Here is a 23,130-nt window from a genome sequence, read left to right as displayed (position 1 = left end):
GGCTATTTGCCATGGATTTAACTGGTATTACCTGTCAGGACGACTACAATGCAGCACCACTTTTTTTGCTCGACCCCGATACATGTCGTCCCAAGATCCCGTATTTGACTCCTCTTTTGAAGCCCGTTTTCTGCATCCCCGCTACTGGTTCAGCTGGCTGGCGCTCGGCGTGCTGATGTTGCTCGCCTTTGTGCCGGTGCGATTGCGCGACCGTTTGGCCGAAGCCTTGGCACCGCTGGTGTTTCGTATCTCGAAAAAACAGATATATATCGCCAGAACCAATCTGGAGATATGTTTCCCGGACAAGAGCCCGGAAGAGCGGGATGCCATTGCACTGACCTCGATCCGGGTCGGCCTCAAGAGTCTGTTGGGATTTGGCGAGTTCACCATGCGCAGTCAGCGTTATCTGATGAGCCGGATGCAGGTGATCGGTTGGGAGCATATTGAGGCGGAGCGGGCGGCCGGCCGTCCGGTGATCCTGGTAGTACCCCATACCTGGCCGGTGGATGCCGCCGGTTACTGCTTCACCCAGCGCGGGGTGCCCATGTGCACCATGATGAAGCGGGCGCGCAATCCGGTGTTTGACTGGCACCTCAACCGTGCACGAGCCAAGAACGGTTGCCGCGTCTATGAGCGCAGCGCCGGGATCAAGGCGGTGATCAGGACCATCAAGAGCGGTCGCAGCTTCTTCTATCTGCCGGATCAGGATCATGGCCGCGAGAAGAGCATCTTCGCCCCCTTCTTTGGCTATCCCAAAGCGACCCTGCCTGCCTTGCCCCGTCTGGTGCAGGTCAGTGGCGCCAAGGCGGTGCCGCTGCTCGCCTGCTATGACGAAGAGAACCACTGCTACCGGCTGGAGATTGAGGCACCGTTCGACAACTATCCCACCGAGGATGTGATGGCCGATACCTGTCGCATGAACGACATGGTGCAACAGCAGCTGATGCGCCATCCGGGTCAATACATGTGGTTCCTCAAGATCTTCGATACCCGTGAAGATCAGGAGGGGCTGGATGGCCTCTACGAAGAGGGGATACGCCGGATCCGCAAGGGATTGTCGCCCCACGGCTGACCCAGAATTTGGATTGATTGAAATGGCCCCATGTGGGCCATTTTTTATGATAACTAGTCTGATCAGTGCCTTGCAGGCTGATGGCCAGCCTCCCCAGGGTAGAAAAAAATGTCAGGATAACTACAATAACCGTTTGTTTTTGATGACTTGATGGTCGCCATGTCTGCGTTAGATCCGGTATTTGATACCTCATTTCATAGCCGCCTACTGCATCCCAAATGGTGGGGCAGCTGGTGCGCGCTGGGCCTGCTCTCCCTGCTGGCATTTACCCCCGCGAGATTGAGGGATCGCTTTGCCGATCTGGTTTCGCCGACCCTGCTGCGTTTTTCGAAAAAGCAGGCCTATATCGCCGATACCAACCTCAAGATCTGCTTTCCCGAGCTGGATGCCGCTGCACGGCAGGCGCTGCTGCTCAAATCGATCCGGGTCGGGCTCAAGACCTTTATGGGCTTTGGCGAGCTCAGCTGGCGCAGCAAGGCGCGGCTGACCCGCCGCATCAAGGTCACCGGCTGGGAGCATGTGCAAGCGGAGCAGGCTGCGGGCCGCCCGGTGATCCTGGTGGTGCCTCATACCTGGGCGGTCGACATGATTGGCCGCTACTTCTCCATGATGGGCATTGAGATGTGCACCATGATGAAGAGCCCGAAAGATCAGGTGTTTGACTGGTACATCAACCGCGAGCGGGCCAAAGGAGGCAAGGTGTACGAGCGCAGCGCCGGCATCAAACCGGCGATCAAGTCGATCCGCGCCGGTGCCAGTTTTTTTTACCTGCCGGATCAGGATCACGGCCGCGAGGCGAGCGTGTTTGTACCCTTCTTTGGCCGCCCCAAGGCAACCCTGCCAGCCTTGCCCAAGCTGGTGAAGCTGACCGGTGCCAGAGCGGTGCCCATCTTCGCCAGCTATGACGAGGATGAGGGGCGCTATCTGCTGGAGATCGAGCCGCCGTTTGACCCTTATCCCACCGCCGATCTGCTGGCAGACGTCAATGCCATGAACCGTGTGGTAGAGATGCAGGTGGCGCGCCATCCCGAGCAGTACATGTGGTTTCTCAAGATCTTCGAAACCCTGGAACATCAGGAGGGGGATGACGGCCTCTATGAAGCGGGGATCCAGCGCATTCGTCAGGGCTTGCCGCCCGAACCTTGAAAATTGGCCCGCTTGCGGGCCATTTTTGTTGGCACAGGCGCCTTTCGTATTTGGTCTGCTGCTGGTGGTTTTTAAGGCGAACGGGTGGACAAAAACAGCGCAAACAGGGGATAACAGGGTGTCTTATGAAAGGGAGAGGCAGGTGAGCGTGCGCGGAGCTATCTTCGAGAGCGGAAATAGGGTAAAAGGGCGGCCATGAAAATTCCAAATCGAATCCAACCTCTGGTTGATGACGGCCTGGTCGATGAGGTCGTCAGCCGGTTGATGAGCGGCAAAGAGGCCGACGTCTATGTGGTGCGCTGCGGCGACGAGATCCGCTGCGCCAAAGTCTATAAAGAGGCGTCCAAGCGCAGCTTCAAGCAGGCCGTGGTCTATCAGGAGGGGCGCAAGGTGCGTAACAGCCGCAGCGCCCGCGCCATGGAGAAGGGCTCCAAGTTCGGCCGCAAACAGCATGAAGAGGTGTGGCAGAACACCGAGGTCGACGCCCTGTTCAAGCTGGCGGCGGTCGGTGTGCGGGTGCCGCAGCCCTATGTCTGTCTCGATGGCGTCCTATTGATGGAACTTATCACCGATGAGGATGGCAATGTCGCGCCGCGCCTCAACGATGTGGCACTCACCCCCGAGCAGGCGGTCATCGACCACCACAAAGTGATCCGCTATGTGGTGCGGATGCTCTGCGCCGGTCTTATCCACGGCGATCTCTCCGAGTTCAATGTGCTGGTGGATAGCCAGGGCCCTGTCATCATCGATCTGCCGCAGGTGGTGGATGCCGCCGCCAACAACCAGGCCAAGGCGATGCTGGAGCGGGACGTCAACAACATGCGCAACTACTACGGTATGTATGCCCCCGAGCTGCTCAAGACCCGTTATGCCCTGGAGATGTGGGCGCTGTTTGAAGATGGCAAACTCACCCCCGATAGCGAGCTGACCGGTCACTTTGAAGAGAGCCGCGCCGCCATCGATCTCGATTCGGTGCTGCAGGAGATAGAGAGCGCCGAGGAGGAGGCCTATGCCCGTCAGGCCCGGATGAAGGCGGAGCAGGAAGACAGCTACTAACGGTCTTGCCACGTTCGCAAAAAGAGCGCCTTCGGGGCGCTCTTTTTATTACTGCTGCGGCTATGGTCGGCTGGGGCTGGGGCTGGGGCTGGGGGCTAGCTGATACATCTCCAGCCAGTTGCGATCCCCCGGATGGAAGCGCCGTCCCAGCAACACGCCACCGGCGGCTGTAATCACCTTGCGGGAAGCCAGATTGTCTTCGCCGCAGCTGATCAGCACCGGCGCTGCCAGCACCTGTTGTTGTACCCAGCGCAGCAGCACGGTCGCGGCCCCTTCGCCACGGCGAGAGGGGCGAGTTTCGTAACCGATATGACCCAGCCACTGGTGGGTTGCCTTATTGTCACCGTGACGCAGACGCAGGGTGGCGATGATCTCCTCGCCATCGAGGGCAAAATAGGTGGTAGTCGGCAGGTATCCACTGGGCAAGTTGCGCCCTTCTGCGTGATCCAGCAGGCTCTGTAGCCAGCCGTCCGGGTCAAATTGTGCCACCTGATAGAGCGGCTGTCCGTCTTTGGCGCATTCGGTGACATAGCGATGGTAAGCCGGAGCATCTGCCAGTCTGGCCGGTCGGCATTGCAGAGCGAGCACTGCGCTCATGACAGGAGCGCGCAGGGCGGCAGCGGTTGCGGCTCGTTGTGGTGCAGCTCCTGTACGCAGGCCCGTTGCCTTCCAGCCTGTTTGGCGGCGTAAAGGGCCCGATCCGCGCGCAGGTAGGCCGCTTCAAACCCCTCGTCAGGGTGTAGCGAGGTGAGGCCGATGCTGAGGCTGATGGGGCCACCGGCCAGCGCCCGGGTCGCCTCAGCGATCTGCTGTTGCAGGTTGTGACAGTAGTCGGGCAGGGTCTGCGGGTCCGCCATCAACAGCAGGGCCAGCTCATCGCCGCCAAGCCGACCGGCCATGCCCTCGGCAGGCAGGGTATTTGTGAGTACCCGACCCACGGCCCGCAGCATGGCATCACCGGCCGGGTGGCCGTGGCGGTCATTGATCTGCTTGAAGTTGTCCAGATCGATCAGCAGCAGCTGGCTAGGGCTAGCCATCTCGCGGGCACGCAGGGCAACCTGGCGTTCGAAATAGTGGCGGCTGAACAGGCCGGTCAGCTCGTCCTGATTGGCGCGCCGCTCCAGCTTGCGCTGGGTGGCCAGCAGGGCTTGCTGTTGGCGGGTGTGGACCAGGCTCAGCAGCAGATAACTGCGGGCGATGGTAAAGAGCAGGCTGAGCAGGATCACAGGCCCGAGCAGCGGGTCGGTGAAGGAGTTGGCCGCCAGCTCCGGCTGCCAGAGGTGTTTGGCGATCCGCAGCAGTTGCAACAGCAGTTGCAGGCCGAGCAGCAGAATGGCAAAGCGCAGCACCCGATAGACGGGGGCCAGCCGCTGGTAGCGCCAGAGCTGCCAGATAAGCAGCGCAATCTGCAGCGAGAGCACGCCGGAGAGCACGATGATCCGGCTATGCACATCAAAGAGGGGCTGCTGCAGGGCAGTCAGGGCAAACAAAACGAAACCGCCGAGGGTAACGGCGGGCAGCAGCCAGCCCAGTTGGTCGGCTTCACGGCGAAAGAAGTGGCGCATACCCCGTTCATAGAGCAGGGTGGTCGACATCAACAGCAGGTTGGTGCAGAGAATATTGGCAAGGGATGCATTTCCCTCAAGAGGGCGCAGCAGCAGGCAGCAAAAAGCCCCTGCGATAACCAGTTCCCCCGCTGACCAGTAGATCAATGCCCTGATCTGGCGATGGGTGTGCCACATGGCGGCGAAAATGGTGGCGACCCCCACATGTGACAGCGTGACGAACAGCACCAGACTCAACAACTGGGCCGAGGAAAACAGACTTGGCATCAAGGGGCTCTCTGGGAAGTCACCTGTGAACGAACAGGCGATGGGGTATCGCCCGCTGGCAGTGGCCGATCACAACATGAATCCAGCCTATTATCAATTGGTTAAATAGCCGAATGTGCTCACCTCCGACTTCTTGCACGATGGCAACTGCTGACTCGATTTATCAGCGCACAAGGAGCCATTTTATTGTCTTGTCAGTCAATTGTGCTGCGTGAACGGTGGTTGTGTTGGTGGCAGGTTGAACCCAACCGCCAGACGTTGTGCTAATCGCAGGTTGCAGCAGGCAAGCGCATGACGATGGCCTCCCGGCCCAGATGGGTCAGCAGACGGCGCACGTCGTCGAGGCGGATGATCAGAGTAGCGGTGTTGACCAGCGGATGGCACTGCACCTGTTCGGCCTGCCAGATGGCCTCGTCCACCACCAGCTCTACCGCTTTTTCCCTGTCGCGCACCATGGCGAGCAGGGTCACCGATCCCGGGGTGAGGCCGAGCACCGCATCGAGCCGCTCCGGGGAGCCAAAGCTCAGCCGTTTGACCCCGAGCATGACCGCCAGCGCCTTGAGATCGACCCGGTGCTCCTCCGGACTTACCACCAGAAACAGCCGCTCGCTTTTCGGGTCGCGTAAAAAGAGGTTCTTGGTCTTGGCGGCGGGCAGGTCGGGCAGCAGCTTGCTCGCCTCCTCACAGGTAAATACGGGGGGATGATCGACACGCTGGTAGGGGATAGCCAGCTGATCCAGCAGGGAATAGATTGCCACAAAGACTCCTTTTGTCGGCGAAGAGTGGTCTGAACGGGATGAGCGGGAATAACGACCAGATCGAGCTTACCAGTTTGACTCCCGCCTTGCAGCCAGCGTGACGATTGCGAGTAGGCACTGTATGAACGTACAATAGTCCCATTCTCGGACAGCCCCTTTACGCTTCATGACTGCAACCCAGCCCACCGTACCCGCCACTCCGCCCCTCGACGGTTTTATCCTGACCCGCCACGGTCGGGACGTGCGCGGTCGCAACGGGCTGCCTGCAACCACCGAAATCGTGATGTGGCTCTGGAGCGCGCAGGGGCCGGTGCGGGTGGTGGTGCCGGGGCAGGAGCCGGTGTTCTTTTTGCCACAGAGCCATATGGCAGAAGCCGCCGAGCTGTTCAAGGGGGCCGGGGTGAGCGGGCGGTTTCGCCGCCTGCCGATGCACACCTTCGACGGTCGCCCTGTGGTGGGCTGTTATTTTGCTACCCTGAGTGCCTTTCACCGCGCCATCGAGCTGCTGCTTATTCGCGGGCTGGAGCACTTCGAGGCGGATATCCGGCTGCCGGAGCGCTTCCTGATGGAGCGTTTCATCACCGCAGGCGTGCGCTTCGATGGCCGGGTGGTAAAAATGGGGGGCAAGCAGGGCTACTGGGAGGTGAACGAGGCGCGCTGCGCGCCGCAGGCGGTGACGCCAACCCTCTCCTGGGTGTCGCTGGATGTGGAGTGCGCCATGGACGGGGCCCTCTTCTCGGTCGGTCTTTACAGCGAGCAGGATGCGCGGGTCATCATGATCGGCACCCCGGAAGCGGATGCCGAGAGTTGGGGCACCCAAGTCCAGTGGGTAGAGGACGAGAGCGCCCTGCTTGGTGCGCTGGAGAGCTGGTTCAGCCTGCATGACCCCGACTTGGTGATTGGCTGGAACGTGGTCAACTTTGACTTTCGCCTGCTGCTACGCCGCGCCGAGCTTAACAAGCGGCGGCTGCGGCTCGGGCGGGGTCGTGAGCTCTGCTTCTGGCGCTCGTCACGGGGCGATCCCCAAACCGGCAACGTCATTATCCCCGGGCGCATGGTGCTCGATGGCATCGATACCCTGAAAAGCGCCACCTGGCAGTTTGCCAGCTACAGCCTGGATGCGGTGGCGAGCGAACTGCTTGGCCGTGGTAAAGATATCGAGGATGTGGCCAATCGGGGGGAGAAGATCACCGAGCTGTTCCACTCCGACAAGGAGGCGCTGGCCCGCTACAACCTGGAAGATTGCAAGCTGGTGTGGGAGATCTTCGATTACTGCCACCTTATCCCCTTTGCCATCGAGCGCGCCTCCCTCACCGGTCTTGAGCTGGACAGGGTGGGGGGCTCGGTGGCGGCCTTTACCAACCTCTATCTGCCGCGGCTGCATCGTGGCGGCTACGTGGCGCCCAATCTGCCGGCCGACGGGGGGCTGGCGAGCCCCGGTGGCTATGTGATGGACTCCAAACCCGGTCTCTATCGCCATGTGCTGGTGCTCGATTTCAAGAGCCTCTATCCCAGCATCATCCGCACCTTTTGCATCGACCCCATGGGGCTCATCGAAGGGTTGCAGCATCCCGAGCACGCCATTCCGGGCTTTCGCGGCGCCATGTTCTCCCGCGAGCGGCACTTCTTGCCGGAACTCATCGCCACCCTGTGGGCGGCGAGGGACAGAGCCAAGGCCGCCAGCAACAAGGCGCTCTCCCAGGCCATCAAGATCATCATGAACTCCTTCTACGGCGTGCTGGGGTCGGGGGGCTGCCGTTTCTATGATCCGCGCCTAGCCTCGTCCATTACCCTGCGTGGCCACAGCATCATGCAGCAGACCCGCGAGTGGATTGAAGAGAAGGGGTTCGAGGTGATCTATGGCGACACCGACTCCACCTTTGTTCATCTGGGGCGCGAGACCAGCCCCGATGAGGCGGACGAGATCGGCCAGCGACTGGCTCAAATGATCAACGATAACTGGGCTGCACTGATCAGGCGCGAGTTCGACCTGCCGAGTTATCTCGAGATCCAGTACGAGACCCACTATCGCCGCTTTCTGATGCCCACCATCCGCGGGCTGGAGAAGGGCAGCAAGAAACGCTATGCCGGTCTGGTTGGCAAGGCCAGTGAGGGGAGTGAACAGCTGGTGTTCAAGGGGCTCGAATCGGTGCGCACCGACTGGACCATGCTGGCCAAGCAGTTTCAGACCCGCCTCTATGAGCTGGTGTTTCACGATGAAGATCCCAGCGGCTATGTGCGCACCATGGTGGATGAGACCCGCGCCGGTCGTCACGACGATCTGCTTATCTACCGCAAACGGCTGCGCCAGAAGCTCGAAGAGTATCAGAAGAATGTGCCGCCCCATGTGCGGGCGGCGCGGCTGGCCGATGAGGAGAACCTGCGCCGCGGGCTGCCCCAGCGCTATCAGCATCGGGGCGCCATCGCCTATCTGATGACCCTCAATGGCCCCGAGCCGCTGGAGTACCGGCGCAGTGCCATCGATTACGAACACTATATCGACAAGCAGTTGCGACCCATTGCCGATGCCATCCTGCCCTTTATCGGCGAGTCATTCGACCGGATCTGTGGTCAGCAGCTGGATCTTTTCTGATTGGTGCAAGTTGGCACTTTACTTCCCATGAATACTGGATAAAAATACAGTTATAAATCATGGAGAAGTTTCCTATGCGTCTTGAAATCATCATCGACAGAAAACATCAGATCCCGACCTCGACCATGGAGGCGCTGCGTCAGGAGCTGCTCAAGCAGCTTGGCGAAAAATTCCCCGACATCCATGTGCGGGTCGCGCCGGGCAGTGCCATGGCCCTGACCGTCAGCCGTGCCAGCAAGGAAGAGAAAGAGCTGGCTGAAGCCATGGTGCAGGAGGTGTGGGAGAACGCCGAGAGCTGGATGCCGGAAGAGAACGTCGCCTCCTGATCCCGCACTGTCAGTGGATAACTCGGGCGTTGGATAAATGGGCGGCGGATAAACAGGCATGCCCGCTAATGCACTGCTGATACCCATACAACGAAAAACGCAGCCAGGTGGCTGCGTTTTTTTGTGGGTGGTGAGAGGCTCGCGGTGGTTTTTCTAGCTTTGGGTTGAGCCTGGCCCGTTACAACCCCGCCCAGCTTTTCAGGCTCTGCTGCTGCACCCGGCGGTTGGCTTCGCGGATCTCCCCTTTGGCGCGCAGGTCGGCCAGCGCAATGGGCAGTGCGGTGCGGATCTCGTCACTGCTCATTCCGGCTTTGAGGGCCGGGTGATAGGCCATCTTGAGCAGCACATAGTCCAGCCCGGTCAAAAAGCTGTCGATGCTGTTGTCATTGAAGATGGAGGGAAACACCTTGTCCGAATCGTTGGGCAGCCCCATCACCTGGGTGAACTCCTCCACCACGCAGTCGAGAAAGCGCCCCTTGGCCCGGCTGTAGTCTACCGGAATGATGATGGTGGCACGGCTGATCTCGTGTTTCGCATTGGTTGCGAAATTGGCAAGGCAGAGCCCCTCCTTGAGCGCCATCTTGACCGATGGATCCCCCCCCATGGTGCGGTTGGCCCAGCTCTTCATCTTGCTGTAGTCGGTCATGATCAGGGTGAGGTTGGGCTTTGCGGCCACCATGCTGATGGAGTGGCCGGTGATGCGGGCCAGATGGGCCGCCTGTACCTTCACCACGTCGGCCTGCAGCGGCTTGTCACCCGACTCGTTGATAAGTTGCAGCCGGATCGGCTGCTGCCAGCGGGCAAAACGGGTCTGCCTGGCTTCGCCATACTCCCGCTCCATGGCGATGGCCATAAAGCTCTCGACCAGATAGCTGTCGCTCTGCCAGCGCTCATCGGCACGGGCGCCGTGGCCCGCGAGCAGAATCAGCAGCGCCAGCAGCTCGCGTGACGCGCGGCGGGGACGGGCAGCGCGGCCCAAGCTGGTCATTACCAAAGTGGCAATAAAGCGGGTGGCACCAAAGGGGGTTGCGGCGAATGACATGTTTCCTCCCTGAAACGGTTGTCAGCCTAGCGGTTGGCCTTGTCGATATCACGCCAGGTGAGCCAGAGCCTGAGATCAAACTCCAGTTGATGATAGTCGGGCTCCATGTGCTGGCAGAGCTGATAGAAGCTCTTGTTGTGATCCTTCTCTTTGATATGGGCCAGCTCGTGCACCACGATCATTTTCAGGAACGGGGGCGGCGCCTCCTTGAACAGGGCGGCGATGCGGATCTCGTTCTTGGCCTTGAGCTTGCTGCCCTGCACCCGGCTGATATAGGTGTGCAGGCCGAGGGCATCCTTGATCACGTTGATCTTGCCATCGAACACCACTTTTGACAGGGGGGCCGAGCTCTTGAGGAAGCGGTTCTTCAGCTCCATGGTGTAGGCGAGCAGCGCCTTGTCGCTCTGGATCTGGTGGCTTTCCGGGTAGCGTTTGGCCAGCATCTCCCCCAGCTTGCCTGCCGCAATCAGCTGCTGTACCTGTGCCTTGAGAGGGTCGGGATAGCCGCCCAGATAAGTCAGTTCCGCCATGGTGTCACTCGTTACATCAAAAAGAGCGTCATTGTAGTTATCTCGGGCGGGCTTGCCTACTGCGGGCCGCCGCTGCAAGGCGATCTGGCGCAATAAAAAGGGCGGCCATTGCAACAATGGCCGCCCTGCGGGGCGTATTGACGATCAGCGTCGGCGATAGAGACCCGGATCCACCTCTTCGTAGTGGCTGGTCAGGTATTGATAGAAGGCGAGATGGGAAGGGGAGCTCGGCTTTTTCAGCTCCTCGCTCACCCGATCCGGCTTGGCGATGATGAACTTCGGATTTTGGCGCTGGATATCGGCCAGCACCCGCTCGCGTACGTCATAGGGCGGATTGACGTTGGCAAAGAAGAGATAGGCGGACGCTGGCTGGCGATCGGTCCAGAGATAATATTGCGGCTGGATGCCATCGACCCAGATCTTGTCGCTCGGGACTGTCTCGGCTTTGATGCGATCGACCCGTACCTGCGCCGCCGGATTGAAAGGGCGACCCTTGAGGGTGCCTTCCCAGGCGTTGTTGATCATCAGCAGCAGCATGGCCAGCGTCGCCAGCCAGGGGGTGGCACTGCGCACATCCCAGGCGCGCCAGAGGGGGATGAGGATCAGCACCGGCAGCGCCCACAGCAGGCTGGTGCCGAGCACCTCGTTGACCCGCTCGAGGGACCACTCCTTGGTGCTCCAGCCAAAGGCGAGCTGCTGGGCCAGCAGCCAGCTGGCGGTGAGTACCACCAGCGAGATGCAGAGCAGGCCGATCGCATCAGCCTGCTGTTCGCTGCGATCCAGTAATACTGCCAGCGGTAGCACTGCCAGTTGCAGATAGAGTACGTCGTAGTGATCGAACACATGGCCGGAGACCGAGTTGGCGATCAGGGTAAACAGCACCCCAAACAGGGTCGCCAGCAGGGCGGGCAGATACCACTCCTGACGGCGGCTCAGCATCAGAATGATGAAGGCGGGCAGCAGCATGATAAGGCCGGTGCGCAGCAGGCCGACGGCGCCCACCATGGGAGAGAAGCCGTTGCCGTAGCTCCCCTCGAAGAAGATGTCGAAGGCGTAGTATTTGAAGGCCGCCAGCAGATCATGCTGCTGGAAGTAGGTGTAAAGCGGGCCGCCAATCAGCGCCAGTCCCAGCAGGCTGGAGATGAGCAGCAGAATGGCGTCACGCCACTTCTCATGCAGACACCAGTGGCAGAACAGCACCAGATACCAGGCGCCCCAGAAGGCGCCGTTGTTGGTGCGCATCCAGGCGACGATGGCGAAGGTGAGGGCCGCCACCAGCGCCGGCCACCAGCGAAATCCCTTGTCCAGCAGCAGGGTAATGAAGGCCCACTGGGCGATGAGGGCGAGGTGGAAGGTCCAGTCCTCGGTCATGTTGCCGTAATAGTAACGGGTACCGTAGAGAGCCAGCACCGCCAGCATGGCGCCGAGGCGCGCCTTGAACGAGAGTCCGAGCTGGGCAAAGGCCTGCCAGCTGGCCAGCAGCCCGAGCCAGCAGAGCACCCACTCCAGCGCCCAGATCCCGACAAAACCACCCAGTCCATAGCCCAGCGCGTCGAGGGCGAAGATCATCGGCCCCTTGATGTCGATCATGTCGCGATAGAGCACGCCCCCTTCGCTCCACATCTTGCCCATCACCGCGAACAGCGAGGCATCAAACCCCGGCGCCATGGCGTGGAAGAGCGGGTTGCGCAGACAGAAGAGCAGCGCCAGCAAGGCGGTTAGCAGCACGATGGCTGGCTTGATACCCGGGTTGACGCGAGGGGTAGTGAAACGGATGGAGTGATTCATGAAGTCGCCTGTTCCTGCAGCTGGTCTTGAAAGCGGGCCTATCTTGCCGAGCTAGTGAGTGCGATGCAATGGGGCAGGCTTGTGTGGGGCAAATATTCTCGAAAAAGCCCGGTTCTTGCAGGGAACCGGGCGCTGGCTGCGGCAATTTTGGCCGTCAGGGGATGTGGCAAAGGCATCCCCCCGATATCAACAGAAGTACTCAAGCAGGGGGGGCTGCGCCTCCAGTGTCGGCAGGTGACGGGCCCAGCGGATAAAAGCGTCGGCCAGGGTGATACCGAGCTCCTGATTGTGCTGGGTCAGGGTGCGCGCCAGTGCGGTGTAACCCTCCTTGCCGGAGGCGGTATAGGCGCTCGACACCCCGCGATAGACCTGTTCGGCATTGACCGCTTGCCACTGGCCGGGGGCGGCTTCCCACTCCAGTCGGGTGATGCGCTGGCCCTTGGGCCGATCGGCCTGATAGGTGAATCGCACCCCCGCGGTGTAGGGGAAGCTGCCATTGCCATTGCCGACCACGCCGTTGTTGGTGGCGTTGTCGATGGCATTTTCCAGCGCTTCCGCCAACTCATGACCGTGCACTCGATAGAGGGTGAGGGGAATGGCAAACGGCAGCAGGCGACCGGCGATATCCGCTTCGCTCAGGGGGCCCGGCTCCAGCGAGCAGCGCACGCCGCCAGCATTGTGCAGGGCAAAGTCCACCTCGCCTACCTGTTCACGGGCGGCGGTCAGCATGGCGCGGGCCACCAGCGGGGCGAGCTGGCTGCCGTGGGGCAGGGTGGCATCCGGCAGTCGCTGATGGGGTAGGGGGGCCGCCAGTCGGGTGACGATGCGCTGGCTCATGGTTTCAATCTCCGGCCGGTAGCGTTTGGCCAGATGTTGTTCAAGCTGTTGATCCGGCTCGCAGAAGGTGAGCCCGGCGGGTGGGGTGGAGGCAAATGGCCAGGGCTGCCAGGGGAGCCACTCCAGCTGACCCTCACTTTGCACGACGCGGCCCGCCTCATCGAAGGTGAGCTCGCAGACACCGAGGCAGAGGGCGCTGTGGCCAGCGTGCAAAATGGCCACCCCGTTGCTCATCAGGGGGTAGGTACCTTCGCTTGGCAGACCCAGCGGCGCGAGATCGCCGAGCAGGCTGTGGGTGTGGCCACCGATGATGAGGCTGAGCTCGGGGAAGCGCTCGGCCAGCAGCTTGTCCTGATCCAGCCCGAGGTGGCTCAGCAGCACGATATGCTGGATCCCTTCGCGCTTGATCTCCCGCAACACTTTAGTGAGGGTCTCGGCGACCGCGTGGAAACGGGTGTGGGGATCCGGGTTGGCGATGGCGGCCATCTGGGCGAGGGTGATGCCGAGCAGCGCAAAGGGAACTCCGTCGATCATCTGACGATGCCAGGGCTGATGGGCGTCGTAGAGATGGGGAATATCCCACAGCCCAAGCGGCGTGTCGGCAGGCTCCTGACTGTTGTCCAGATTGGCGGCCAGCACCGGAAAATCGAGCTGGCGCAAGAACTCCACCAGTGGGCCGTTGCCCAGATCGAATTCGTGGTTGCCAAGTACCATGGCATCGGGGGCCAGCATGGCGAGCAGGTCGGCGTTGGCGCGCCCTTTGAAGCGGTTGAAATAGAGAGAGCCCTGAAAGGAGTCGCCACCGTGCAGAAACAGAAAACGCTGACTGGCTGCTGCGGCGTTGGCACGCAGTTGGGTCAGTCGGGTCAGGATCCGGGCATAACCGCCGCACTGGGTGCGCCATTGGCCTTCACCGACAGGGGAGAAGCTCATGGGCGCGCCATCGAAGTGGGAGTGGCAATCACTGAAATGGGCAAGTTGAACCGTAATACTCATCTCGGTCCTCCTTAGGGGGAAAATGAGCACCGAGTCTACTGCAAAGGGGGGGGAGGATACCAGCCCGGCAGGGTGCCGGGCTGGTCAATGATCAGGCGGGTACCATGATCTGGGTGGCGACGATCACCACCAGCAGGCCGACGGCGACCGGCATACTGGTGCGCTTGACCACCTCGAACGGCGAGAGCTTGCCCATCCCGGCACAGGCGACCACCACCCCGGAGACTGGAGAAATGGTCCGACCCAGGTTGGAGGCTTGCAACATCGGGATCACCAGATAGGCCGGGTTGATGCCCAGGCTGCTGGCCAGATTGGGGATCAGCTCCACGAAGGCGTAGAAGGGGGCATTGCCCGAGCCGGTGGTGAAGGCGGCCAAGGTGGTGATCACCACCAGTGACAGCATCATGATCAGGCCGCCCGAGCCCAGATCCTGCGCGTGAGCCAGCAGGGTGTCGATAAAGCCGATGGTCATCAGGCCCTGGGCAAAGACACCGGCACCGACCAACAGCATGACCACACCGGCAAAGGCGTCAGCCATGTTGCGCCAGCAGACCTGCAGACCGTCCAGCAGCTCCTTGCCATTGCGGATCCGCACGAGTTCCAGCAGGCTGGCCAGCACCATGCACATGACGATGATGGTGACGATGTCCAGCTGTGGGCCCCATTTGCCGTCAAACACCAGCACCCCGATGATGGGGGTAAAGGGCAGGATGGCGTAGAAAGCGGGGGCGGTAGTCACCAGGTCACCCGGGGCGACCGGTTCGTTGTGTTCACCGGATTTCTGGTCAAGATAACGCTGCCAGAAGAAGTGGGTCACCGCCATACAGGCGATCGCCACCAGCGAGATGGGCAGGGTCAGCTTGAAGGCAAAATCCAGCAGCGGCATGTCGGCGGCCTGAGCGGCCATCACCACGTCACCGGAGGTTGGTGCCAGAATGATGGCGGCTGGCGAGGCGCACACGGCCGCCGCCGCGCCACGGGAGATCCCCATGTTGACCATCAGCGGGAACAGGGTTGCCATCAACAACACGCCGAGGCCGGTAGCGGAGCTGACCGCCAGCGACATGGCGCAGGCCACCAGATAGGCAGCCACCAGCAGGATATAGGGGGACTTGATGATGCCGAGCGGTTTGCTGGCCAGCTTGACCAGAATGGTGTTGGCGCCGATATGGCTCATGTAGCCGGCGAAGCCGCACAGCACCATGATCAGCATCCCCAGTCCACCGCCACGGTCATTGAGCAGGAAGCGGACGTATTCGAAGATATCGGTTGCAATGTAACCGGTGCTGACCACCTTGCTCGGCAGTACCGGCTTGCCCATCATGGCGGTGATGACCAGCAGCAGCAAGCCGCCGCTCAGCAGCACCCCGGTCGCGGAGTATCCTTTGAAAATGGCACGGCCCACCACCAGGGTGACCAGGGTGCCAACGATGAGTTCCAGCATATGTTGCCTTCTGATTGGATGAGAGTGGAGGGAGTCTATTCCGATAGGGGTAGAGTGGCGACTGGAAACAGGATGTTGTGTGAGCTAAATCAACGTTTAACCCCATGAACAGAATTAAAGAAAGGTAAAGGTACTTTACCCAGCGGGTTTGGCTACCTACCCTTGCCAGCCTTGGTTGTCTTTTGAGGCTTTTATATGGTGGTTGGTGATTTTTCAGGCATTAAACGCTCTCTTTTTCTGCTTGCGATGCTATTTTCACCTACTTGCGTGTTTGCGGTAACCAATGACGGTTTTCATCAAACCGGTCCTCATCAGGCGGTCGCCATGCGGCGTCTCATGGCTCCTCACTCTTACGGCGTACTGGTGGTTGCCGAGGGGAACAGACCCCGTTTTGCCGCGCTGGCATCCAAAACCACCGAAGCAAACTGCTTGGCCCGTCATGCCATCCGGGTAGATGGGGTCGCGCTGCTGGTCACTCCGAGATTCTATGCCAAAGAGGGAAAACGGGGACTTTGCGAGCTGTGGCTCAATGAGGGGGCAGATCAGGACTTTTTTGCTAACCGCCTTAAAAATGATCATTTTATTCAGATAGATGGTCATGACATCAATGTGAAAAACTATCACCTCGACTGGCAGCGCATCAGCCGTCATGCTCAATAAAAATACAGTTTTGCCCTTGTGCCATACTCTGCTCACGCAACCTGTGAGCGTGCTCTGATTTCTGGGCGCATCATTGTATTGCGCCGCCTCGTCGTCACACATAGGCTATACCCGTCATCTGTGTGGCGGTGGGGTTCACCAAGGTTGGTACTCCGCCCGTGCAATCAAGGAAGGTAGTCTGGCATGGTCAGCAAGGTTTATGGAGTAGTGGGGGTCGGGTTGTTGCTGTTGCCCCTGATGAGTAAGGCTCAGCAGAGCCGGCCGCAAGTGGTGCCAGAGTCCCGCATCAATGTCCGTTTTTATGAGGTCAATGCAACCAGTCCGGAGCAGCTTGCCCGGGCGATTGCCCAGAGTGCTCCCAAGGTGAATGGCAAGCCCGTGCTCGGCAAGGCGAGTTATCAGGTGGACTGGCAGCTGGATACCGAGCAGTTGCCGGGTCGCTGCCAGCTCAATCGGGTGACGGTGACCACCAACGCCACTGTGTTGCTGCCCCGCTGGCGTCAGAGCACGAACAGTAACGATCCTGCCCGCCAGCGCTGGGGGCGGCTGCTCTCCAGCATGTTTGACTACGAATCCCGCTTCAAGGAGATGGTGCTGCAGGGGGCAAATCAGGTGGGTGGCGCCATTGCGGGATTACCCGGTCATGCAGATTGTCAGGCGCTGCGCTATGCCGCGTGGGCAGCAGGTAGTGGCGAGCTGAACAAGATTAAGGGACGGCTCGACGGATTCCAGCGTCAGACAGGTTACGGCGAACAGCTTGGGGTGCACTGGCCCAAGTGAGCGCTATCTCAAGACGCAATATCCAGCATCGCACGATTTGATAAATAGAATGGCCGCCCGATGGGCGGCCATTCTATTTGTTTGCAGAGTCCGGTTCAGACTAGCGCTTTGCCCTTGAGCAGCTTGCGTACCCAGTAACGGGCAGGGTGGAGCGCTTCCAGCAGATCGGCGGCCAGCGGCAGGGGATCGCCGCAGATCTCGCTGGCGAGCAGCTCACCACAGAGCGGCGCCGAGCAGAGACCCCGAGAGCCGAGCGCACCCAGCACATAGAGACCGGGGTGAAGGGGGAGCGGCTGGGCGTTGTGCTGATCATGCTGCAACTGCGCATAGTGATCCGCCAGACCTTGCAATCTGGCCACTGGCCCCACCACCGGCAGGTGATCCCGACTGGCGCAACGCACCCCAACGCGCGCCTCGTTGCCGCTCACATCCACCTCGGCGGGCCAGGTTTGCTCCGGCAGGCAGGCTTGCAGCCGTGTCTGGTTCTGGAGCTGCTCCTCAGCGCGAAACGCAAGGTCTGTCTGGTTGCGGCCATAGCTGGCACCGATGCAGTGGTGATCCTTGTGGGCCGGAGTGAGGTAGCCATCGTAGCAGAGCACGGTCTTGAGCTGACGCAAGCTGGTCGTGGTCGGCACATGGCTCACCTGACCGCGCACCGGATAGAGCGGCAGCTCGGCAAAGGGGAGCAGTGATGGCAGCTGGTGACCGGCGGCGACCACCAGATTAGGGGCCTGCCAGCGGCGGCTATCCTGGCTCTCTATGTGCCAAGCATCTGTCTGCTCGGCAATGGCGCTTACTTGGGTGTGGTACTCCACCTGAAGCAGGCCGCTGGCTTGCGCCTCTTTCAGGGCGGCTCGGGTGAGATCGGCCGGACAGAGCCAGCCTCCCAGCGGATAGCTGACGCCGCTGTGGCCACAGGGCAGGCCAACCACCTGCTCTACCTCTGCTCTAGAGAGGGGATGCATCAGTTCGGACGGGAAGGGGCCCTGGTTCATTTTCGCCAACTTGGCTGCCGATTTGTCGTCATAACCGAGCTGGGTCACTCCGCATAATTCGAAAGCGATAGGATGGCGTTCGGCCAACGCCAGCAGCCGTTGGCGGGCATAGCCAAAAGCGAGCGAATAGAAGCGTGACAGGACATCGTGCTCGCCGTTAAGCAGTGGATAGAGGGCTCCTTGGCGGTTGCCCGAGGCGCCGGTGGCCGGTTCGCCATCTGCGCACAGCAACGTCACCTTGCGACCCCGCTCCACCAGAGAGAGCGCCGTCATGGCCGAGGCGATGCCGCCGCCGATGATCACTACCTCGCCAGTGCGTCCGGCAGGACGGGCATACCAGGGGGCGATGGTCTGCTGCGGCTGCTTGTCGGTGCGATCCCCCACCAGCATCTCCCGCTTGCTACCGTGGCCCTTCACCTTCTTCATGGCAAAACCGGCGGCAATCAGGCCGCGACGGACAAAACCGGCACAGGTAAAGGTGGCGATGGAGCAATCGGGACGGGCGAGGCGAGCGAGACCATCAAACAGATCCTGTGTCCACATCTCCGGGTTCTTGGCCGGGGAGAAACCATCCAGATACCAGGCATCCACCAGCCCCTCTGCCTGGTGCGGTACCAGCGGCAGCATATCCTTGATGTCGCCAAACCAGAGATCGAGACAAATGCGGCCGCCCGCAAAGTGCAGGCGGTGGCAACCGGAAACCGGCAGCGGCCATTGGGCGACAAGATCCTGACTCAAGTGGCCAAGTTCAGGCCAGGCGGCCAGCGCCTTGCGCAGATCGTCTTGGGTCAGGGGGTATTTCTCGAAACTGATGAAGTGCAGACGGGAGCCGTTGCCGGATTGAGGCGCCTGTTCCAGGAAGGCTTGCATTGTCGCCAGAAAGTTAAGGCCTGTGCCGAAACCTGTTTCCCCTATCACGAAACTGTCACTATCGTGGTGCGAAAATCGCGCAGGTAGCCGGTTTTGCTGCAAAAAGACGTAGCGGGTTTCACTTAGACCGTTATCATTGGAAAAGTACACATCCCCGAAGTCACTGGAGACAGGAGTTCCCGCTTCATTCCAGTCCAATCGGGCATGATGTAAGGATGTTTGACTCACGTTTTCCTCGGCTCGCGTCACAAAATCGCGGGCATTCTACGTGAAAGCAGACCAGTTTGGCAGCCGAAAGCGGGTAGACTTGGCGCCAGTTTTTCCAGACGAGATGAATTAATGAGAAGAGCAGTGATCACCGGTATCGGCGTCATCTCCAGTATCGGCAACAACAAGGAAGAAGTGCTGGCCTCCCTGAAAGCAGGTAAATCCGGCATCACCTATTCCGAGCAGTTCGAGCAGCACAACCTGCGCAGCCGTGTCTGGGGTAACATCAAACTCGATCCGTCTGAACTGATCGACCGTAAAGTCATGCGTTTCATGGGCGACGCTGCGGCCTACGCCTACCTCTCCATGCAGCAGGCCATTGAAGATGCCGGTCTGGCGGAAGATCAGGTCTCCAACGAGCGTACCGGCCTGGTGGTCGGTTCAGGTGGTGCCTCCGGCAAGAACACCTCGGAATCTGTGGACATCGCCCGTGAGAAAGGGGTCAAGCGTGTGGGCCCTTACATGGTGCCGCGCACCATGTCTTCCACCACCTCTGCTTGCCTCGCGACCCCGTTCCAGATCAAGGGTGTCAACTACTCCATCAGCTCAGCTTGCGCCACCTCTGCTCATTGCATCGGTCACGCGCTTGAGCTGATCCAGCTTGGCAAACAGGATGTGGTCTTCGCCGGTGGCGGTGAAGAGCTGGACTGGTCCTCTACCATCCAGTTTGATGCCATGGGCGCCCTCTCCACCAAGTACAACGACACGCCGGAAAAAGCGTCCCGTACCTATGATGCGAACCGCGACGGTTTCGTTATCTCCGGTGGCGGCGGCATTCTGGTGATCGAAGAGCTGGAACATGCGCTGGCCCGTGGTGCTCACATCTATGCCGAGCTGACCGGTTACGGTGCTACCTCCGATGGTTACGACATGGTCGCGCCGAGCGGTGAAGGCGCGGTGCGTTGCATGAAGATGGCGATGCAGGGTGTGGGCAAGGTTGATTACATCAACACCCACGGCACCTCCACTCCGGTGGGTGATACCAAAGAGCTGGAAGCTATTCAGACTCTGTTTGGCGCCAATGGTCCCAAGATCTCTGCCACCAAGGCGATGACCGGTCATGCGCTGGGCGCTGCGGGCGTGCACGAGGCTGTCTACTCCCTGCTGATGATGGAACACGGCTTTATCGCCCCCAGCATCAACATCGAGACTCTGGACGAGAAGGCCGAAGGTCTGCCCATCGTGCGTGAGTACGAAGCGGCCGAACTCAACACCGTCATGTCCAATAGCTTCGGCTTTGGCGGTACCAACGCCTCCCTGGTGTTCAGCAAGTTCAAAACCTGATATCCGGTTGATATGAAAAAAGCGCCTCAGGGCGCTTTTTTTGTCTTCGGGATTAGCTATCAATCGTTGCAGAGCAGAGCAGAGCAGAGCAGAGCAGAGCAGAGCAGAGCAGAGCAGAGCAGAGCAGAGCAGAGCAGAGCAGAGCAGAGCAAAGCATCGGTCATTGTGGAATAGGGGTGGGGGCAGATTTCAGTGCAGATGGTGGGGGGGAGGTGACGCCACACCAATGAGCCGGATCTACATCTCTCTAGCGGCGCAGATAGCAAGAAGGGAGCCTTAGGCTCCCTTCTTTGTTAGCGGTAATGTGATGGTACTGGCTAGAACCAGAAGCCTATGATAAAGGAGCCCGCCAGGGTCAGCATCACGTTGGCCACCGCATAGGTGCCGGCATAGCCGAGCGCCGGAATGGAGCTGTTGGCTGCCTCGTTGACCACATCCATCGCCGGGGCACAAGTACGGGCACCTGTGATGGCACCGAGCAGCAGCGCCGGGTTCATCTTGAGCACCCAGACCCCGAACAGATAGCCAACCAGCACCGGCAAGGTGGTCACCAGCATGCCGGAGAAGAGCACTACCGTACCCACCTCGCTGAGGTGGTCGAGGATGCCGCCACCGGCTTTCAGGCCCGTACTCACCATAAAGACCGCCAGACCGAGATCCTTGGCCAATCTGAGCGCGCCGGGCGGCACATAGCCGACCGTCGGGTGGTTGGCCCGCAGATACCCCATCAGAATGCCCGCCAGCAGTAGGCCGACGGCGTTGCCGAGACCAAACTCGATCTGACCGAACACCAGCGAAACGGAGCCGATCAGCAGGCCCAGCACGAAGAAGGTGGTGAAAGCCACCAGATCTGTGGTCTGGCTGTGGATGCTGATAAAGCCGATCTTGTTGGCCAGCAGTTTGACCCGCTGCTTCTCGCCGCTGATCTGCAACACGTCGCCCTTTTGCAGCATGATGTTGCGATCGAACGGCATCTCGATCTGGGAGCGCACTACCCGGTTGAGGAAGCACCCTTTCTCGGTGAGGTTGAGCTCGACCAGATGGCGGCCTACCACGGAGTCATTCTTTACCACTATCTCTTCGGTGACGATCTGCAGGTCAAGCAGGTTGCGGTCGAACACCTCTTTACCGTTGCGGTAGTTGACGTCCAGCTTCTCGTGGCTCTCGGGATAGCCCACCAGGGCGATCTCGTCCCCTTCCTGAATGACGGCATCGCCATCGGGACTGGCCAGAATGCCGTTGCGGCGGATCCGCTCTACATAGCAGCCGGTGTGGGGATAGATACCGGTCTCCCGCAGGGTACGGCCACCGATCCAGGCTGCCAGCTCGGGGCCGACCCGATAGGCGCGGATGATGGGCAGGTAGGTCTTGCGACTCTCGCTGTCGGAGAGACCCCGCTCGCGGGCGATTTTTTGTGCCTCGGTATTGAGGTCGAGGCGAGCCAGCGAGGGGAGGTAGCGCACCACCAGCATCAGACCCACCAGACCCACCAGATAGGTCAGGGCGTAGCCGATGCCCATATTGTCCAGCACCGCCTGCATATCAGTTTGATGGGGCAGGTTGAGCAGACCACTGCGCAAGGCATCCTGGGCACCCACCAGCGCCGGGGTCGAGGTGAGGGAACCCGCCAGGATCCCCGCCGCCATGCCCGGCCCCAGATTGAAGAATTTGGCCAGCCCCACCGTCAGCAGCAGGGCGGTCAGCAAGATCACCAGGGTCAGGGTGATGTAGTGGATGCCGTCGCGCAGGAAGACGCTGAAGAAGTGAGGGCCCGCCTCGATCCCCACACAGAAGATGAACAGCATAAAGCCGACGTTTTCAGTGGTGGCTGCAAATTCGAAGCCCATCTGGCCGAACAGCAGGGCGGTAAACAGCACACCTATGGTGTTGCCAATCTGAAAGTTGCCAATTCGCACCTTGCCCAGCAGCAGGCCGAAGGCCAATACCACGAACAGCAGCAGGGAGTCGCTTTGATGTAGCAGTGTCACGAAATCTATGGTCATGCCCGGAAAAACCGAGGAAAAAAGTGGGGTCGATATTGTGCCGGATCTATCCCCAATAAAGAAGCGCAAGGGAGCGATTAATCGGACGTTATCGGACGCTATTTGTGGAACCTGCGGCGTGATAGGGAGACAAGCGGATGAAATCTGGCAATTTTTGCTGTAACCGTCGTTGTCAATTAGTGAAATCTGCTGCCCGCGACCGAAGTGCTCTGGCGCAGGCCGATATTTTAGATTCTGCTGTTCAGCCGCTTGGTGGGGATCAGTTTCAGCAGATTCAACCGATGGCCGCCATGGTTGGCTGAGGGGCAAGTCAGCTTGATATTTGCCCGTTTGCCCACGGGAAAAGGGTTGGCAAAAAGATGCCTCTGAAAAGTGCCAATAGAGCCTGTCACCCCGCTGTTCCTGAGGGGGCTAAAAAACAGCATAAAATCAGGTTGGCCAGCAAAATGACTCTTTGCCGGGGGCCATCAAGGGCAATCCCGCGTCCTGACAGGGCTTGCTGCACTTACCCACAGAATCTGTGGATAACCCTGTTTATGAAACTTGTTCATCGCCCTGAAAGCCGCGCCAGTACTGGGATGCAAGGGCTGTTCAAAAAATACCGGAAGAAAAATGTTTGTATAAAAATCAAATAGTTAGATGCGACAGGAGAAAACTCTGTCGAGCCGGGACGGGTAACAAAAGGGAGCGTCAGCAGCAAGAAGGATCTTGTGCATTAAAATTGGCAGGAGAGGGCACTAAAGTGGATAACTTGCACCGAGATGGTGAGGAATTGGCTCCCCCGACTGGACTTGAACCAGTGACATACGGATTAACAGTCCGCCGTTCTACCGACTGAACTACGGGGGAAC

At 60.0% G+C, this 23,130-nt stretch carries 19 protein-coding genes and 1 tRNA gene; 9 read left to right on the top strand and 11 right to left on the bottom strand.

Annotated elements, in window-relative coordinates:
- The first annotated feature begins 82 nt into the window (after positions 1 to 82).
- The 3 genes from lpxM (at position 83) to AB5Z05_RS09780 (ending at position 3,274) form a co-directional block, all read left to right on the top strand.
- Complete coding sequence (lpxM, locus tag AB5Z05_RS09790; RefSeq protein ID WP_058056969.1) at positions 83 to 1,072, top strand: lauroyl-Kdo(2)-lipid IV(A) myristoyltransferase; 990 nt, start codon at positions 83 to 85, stop codon at positions 1,070 to 1,072.
- 150 nt (positions 1,073 to 1,222) lie between these two features.
- Positions 1,223 to 2,218, top strand: coding sequence for a lipid A biosynthesis acyltransferase (locus tag AB5Z05_RS09785; RefSeq protein ID WP_005360998.1), 996 nt, complete (start codon positions 1,223 to 1,225; stop codon positions 2,216 to 2,218).
- A 195-nt stretch (positions 2,219 to 2,413) separates the two neighbouring features.
- Positions 2,414 to 3,274, top strand: a complete 861-nt coding sequence (locus tag AB5Z05_RS09780; RefSeq protein WP_368151262.1) for a PA4780 family RIO1-like protein kinase — start codon at positions 2,414 to 2,416, stop codon at positions 3,272 to 3,274.
- Positions 3,275 to 3,334: 60 nt separating this feature from the next.
- On the opposite strand, the gene AB5Z05_RS09775 is transcribed toward AB5Z05_RS09780, so the two are convergent.
- The 3 genes from AB5Z05_RS09775 to AB5Z05_RS09765 all read right to left on the bottom strand — a co-directional run bounded on the left by AB5Z05_RS09775 (position 3,335) and on the right by AB5Z05_RS09765 (position 5,864).
- Positions 3,335 to 3,871, bottom strand: a complete 537-nt coding sequence (locus AB5Z05_RS09775) for a GNAT family N-acetyltransferase (RefSeq protein WP_368151260.1) — start codon at positions 3,869 to 3,871, stop codon at positions 3,335 to 3,337.
- Positions 3,868 to 5,106, bottom strand: coding sequence for a GGDEF domain-containing protein (locus tag AB5Z05_RS09770; RefSeq protein WP_127007753.1), 1,239 nt, complete (start codon positions 5,104 to 5,106; stop codon positions 3,868 to 3,870). Before AB5Z05_RS09770 ends, AB5Z05_RS09775 begins: the two co-directional genes overlap by 4 nt.
- 263 nt (positions 5,107 to 5,369) lie before the next feature.
- On the bottom strand, positions 5,370 to 5,864 hold the full coding sequence (locus AB5Z05_RS09765; protein ID WP_236349565.1) for a prolyl-tRNA synthetase associated domain-containing protein: 495 nt from the start codon (positions 5,862 to 5,864) through the stop codon (positions 5,370 to 5,372).
- Positions 5,865 to 6,030: 166 nt separating this feature from the next.
- Here AB5Z05_RS09765 and AB5Z05_RS09760 point away from each other — a divergent pair, with 166 nt between their 5' ends.
- Together AB5Z05_RS09760 and AB5Z05_RS09755 are read left to right on the top strand one after the other, a co-directional pair.
- On the top strand, positions 6,031 to 8,457 hold the full coding sequence (locus tag AB5Z05_RS09760; protein WP_368151258.1) for a DNA polymerase II: 2,427 nt from the start codon (positions 6,031 to 6,033) through the stop codon (positions 8,455 to 8,457).
- A gap of 74 nt (positions 8,458 to 8,531) precedes the next feature.
- A complete protein-coding gene (locus AB5Z05_RS09755; protein ID WP_368151256.1) occupies positions 8,532 to 8,783 on the top strand; it encodes a DinI family protein in 252 nt (83 codons plus the stop codon).
- A gap of 178 nt (positions 8,784 to 8,961) precedes the next feature.
- On the opposite strand, the gene AB5Z05_RS09750 is transcribed toward AB5Z05_RS09755, so the two are convergent.
- The 5 genes from AB5Z05_RS09750 to dcuC all read right to left on the bottom strand — a co-directional run bounded on the left by AB5Z05_RS09750 (position 8,962) and on the right by dcuC (position 15,420).
- On the bottom strand, positions 8,962 to 9,825 hold the full coding sequence (locus AB5Z05_RS09750) for a DUF2927 domain-containing protein (protein ID WP_368151254.1): 864 nt from the start codon (positions 9,823 to 9,825) through the stop codon (positions 8,962 to 8,964).
- A 26-nt stretch (positions 9,826 to 9,851) separates the two neighbouring features.
- A complete protein-coding gene (locus tag AB5Z05_RS09745; protein WP_201992114.1) occupies positions 9,852 to 10,355 on the bottom strand; it encodes a M48 family metallopeptidase in 504 nt (167 codons plus the stop codon).
- 144 nt (positions 10,356 to 10,499) lie between these two features.
- Positions 10,500 to 12,143, bottom strand: a complete 1,644-nt coding sequence (locus AB5Z05_RS09740; protein WP_368151251.1) for a hypothetical protein — start codon at positions 12,141 to 12,143, stop codon at positions 10,500 to 10,502.
- Between the two features lie 186 nt (positions 12,144 to 12,329).
- The gene (locus AB5Z05_RS09735) at positions 12,330 to 13,976 is read right to left on the bottom strand and encodes a bifunctional UDP-sugar hydrolase/5'-nucleotidase (RefSeq protein WP_368151249.1); all 1,647 of its coding nucleotides are present in this window, start codon (positions 13,974 to 13,976) and stop codon (positions 12,330 to 12,332) included.
- A gap of 91 nt (positions 13,977 to 14,067) precedes the next feature.
- Positions 14,068 to 15,420 (bottom strand): anaerobic C4-dicarboxylate transporter DcuC, encoded by a 1,353-nt coding sequence (dcuC, locus tag AB5Z05_RS09730; RefSeq protein WP_159163704.1) that lies wholly within the window; start codon positions 15,418 to 15,420, stop codon positions 14,068 to 14,070.
- A gap of 195 nt (positions 15,421 to 15,615) precedes the next feature.
- Between dcuC and AB5Z05_RS09725 the strand changes: the two genes are divergently transcribed.
- Entirely contained in the window at positions 15,616 to 16,080 is a 465-nt protein-coding gene (locus AB5Z05_RS09725; RefSeq protein WP_139433042.1) for a hypothetical protein, read from the top strand.
- 183 nt (positions 16,081 to 16,263) lie between these two features.
- Positions 16,264 to 16,860: a DUF922 domain-containing protein gene (locus tag AB5Z05_RS09720; RefSeq protein WP_236302496.1), complete on the top strand. Its 597-nt coding sequence runs from the start codon at positions 16,264 to 16,266 to the stop codon at positions 16,858 to 16,860.
- Positions 16,861 to 16,955: 95 nt separating this feature from the next.
- On the opposite strand, the gene mnmC is transcribed toward AB5Z05_RS09720, so the two are convergent.
- A complete protein-coding gene (gene mnmC / locus AB5Z05_RS09715) occupies positions 16,956 to 18,974 on the bottom strand; it encodes a bifunctional tRNA (5-methylaminomethyl-2-thiouridine)(34)-methyltransferase MnmD/FAD-dependent 5-carboxymethylaminomethyl-2-thiouridine(34) oxidoreductase MnmC (RefSeq protein WP_368151246.1) in 2,019 nt (672 codons plus the stop codon).
- A gap of 90 nt (positions 18,975 to 19,064) precedes the next feature.
- On the opposite strand from mnmC, the gene fabB reads away from it, so the two are divergent.
- Complete coding sequence (fabB, locus tag AB5Z05_RS09710; RefSeq protein WP_323890142.1) at positions 19,065 to 20,276, top strand: beta-ketoacyl-ACP synthase I; 1,212 nt, start codon at positions 19,065 to 19,067, stop codon at positions 20,274 to 20,276.
- Between the two features lie 317 nt (positions 20,277 to 20,593).
- Here fabB and AB5Z05_RS09705 read toward each other — a convergent pair whose 3' ends face one another.
- Positions 20,594 to 22,279 (bottom strand): aspartate:alanine antiporter, encoded by a 1,686-nt coding sequence (locus tag AB5Z05_RS09705; protein ID WP_005336899.1) that lies wholly within the window; start codon positions 22,277 to 22,279, stop codon positions 20,594 to 20,596.
- A 137-nt stretch (positions 22,280 to 22,416) separates the two neighbouring features.
- Between AB5Z05_RS09705 and AB5Z05_RS09700 the strand changes: the two genes are divergently transcribed.
- On the top strand, positions 22,417 to 22,581 hold the full coding sequence (locus tag AB5Z05_RS09700) for a hypothetical protein (protein WP_162628421.1): 165 nt from the start codon (positions 22,417 to 22,419) through the stop codon (positions 22,579 to 22,581).
- Between the two features lie 471 nt (positions 22,582 to 23,052).
- On the opposite strand, the gene AB5Z05_RS09695 is transcribed toward AB5Z05_RS09700, so the two are convergent.
- Positions 23,053 to 23,128 (bottom strand) — tRNA-Asn (locus AB5Z05_RS09695).
- Positions 23,129 to 23,130: the final 2 nt, after the last annotated feature.

Source organism: Aeromonas sp. R2-4, from assembly GCF_040908365.1.
GTDB classification, from domain to species: Bacteria; Pseudomonadota; Gammaproteobacteria; order Enterobacterales; family Aeromonadaceae; genus Aeromonas; species Aeromonas veronii.
Note: the sequence above shows the minus strand (reverse complement) of the source record. Positions and strands in the feature narration are given on the sequence as shown.